The organism is Endozoicomonas sp. SESOKO3 (assembly GCF_024606255.1).
Genome location: NZ_JAHHPR010000077.1, coordinates 1 through 1,124 on the forward strand (window position 1 = coordinate 1; position 1,124 = coordinate 1,124).

Below are 1,124 nucleotides of genomic sequence, written 5' to 3' on the forward strand. Positions count from 1 at the left end.
GTCTGAGAGCTTCTTGATCCAGAAAGGTTTATGATTTTTACGCACTGCTCGAGCCTGATTTGTTATTATGCCTTTGAAGCCAGTCGCCTGACTGAACTACTTCCGACGTATAAAATGAAAAAACGAACTACATCTTTACAAACTGATTCAATACAAACTGATTCATTAAGAACTATGCCTGTACAACTGCCACTCAATATCGATTCTGTTAAAGGCTTTCTGGCTCCGGACGAAGGCGAAGCACTTCACCAGTTCGCTCTGGAAGCCAGTCAGCTGGGCCCCTGTCTGGAAGTTGGCAGTTACTGTGGCAAGTCTACGGTCTACCTGGGTGTTGCCTGCCAGCAAAATAACAGTGTGCTCTATGCCGTGGATCACCACCGTGGGTCAGAAGAGCACCAGCTGGGGGAAGAGTATCACGACAGTGATCTCTACGATGCCAGCATTCAACTGATGGACAGTTTTAAAACGTTCCGAACCACCATGCGTGAAGCCAGACTGGGCGATACGGTTGTCCCTATTGTTGCTCCTTCTGCTGTGGCAGCCCGTCACTGGGCCACCCCTCTGGGCATGGTGTTTATTGACGGCGGACACAGTGAAGAAGCGGCCCAGACGGATTTTCGCAGCTGGGTCAGCTTTATCAAGCCCGGTGGCATTCTGGCAATACACGACATCTTCCCTAACCCCCAAGACGGTGGGCAGGCTCCTTACAACATCTGGAAGCTGGCGAAAGCCTCCGGATTGTTTGAAGAACTACCCATGGTCAACACGCTGGGGTTATTCCGCCGCCGTTAACTGTTAACGGCTGCCAGGGCCTCTTCGGTTTCTGGCAGTTCCGGTTTTATTTCCAGACTTGATTCCAGAAATAAACGGGAAGCGGCTGTGTACTCGGTTAGAGCATCTGCTGCCAACAAAATAGCACCGGCTGTCCAGGTCGTTTTCTCTAGCGGCCAGATCACGTCTTCGACGTACTGATAGCCCGTCCAATAGCCGCCATCACTGTCACGCCAGTTGTGCAACCAGCTATAGAGCTGAGTGGCTTTCTGCTTTTCACCCGCGGCCAGGAGCGCCATGGTCAGCTCGCAGGATTCGGCAATGGTGACCCAAGGTTGATCGCTGACACAGAC

General features: G+C 51.9%; 2 protein-coding genes. One reads left to right on the forward strand and one right to left on the reverse strand.

Annotation, left to right across the window (positions count from 1 at the left end):
* Window positions 1–174: 174 nt before the first annotated feature.
* Complete coding sequence (locus KDK18_RS01280; protein WP_257252626.1) at window positions 175–792, forward strand: class I SAM-dependent methyltransferase; 618 nt, start codon at window positions 175–177, stop codon at window positions 790–792.
* On the opposite strand, the gene KDK18_RS01285 is transcribed toward KDK18_RS01280, so the two are convergent.
* Window positions 789–1,124: hypothetical protein (locus KDK18_RS01285; RefSeq protein WP_257252627.1), on the reverse strand; the 336-nt coding region annotated here is incomplete at its 5' end. The two genes, KDK18_RS01280 and KDK18_RS01285, sit on opposite strands and share 4 nt — an antisense overlap.

Bases quoted from the DNA above. Each gene is read 5' to 3' on its own strand.
- KDK18_RS01280 (WP_257252626.1), top strand. From the start codon at position 175: ATGCCTGTACAACTGCCACTCAATATCGATTCTGTTAAAGGCTTTCTG.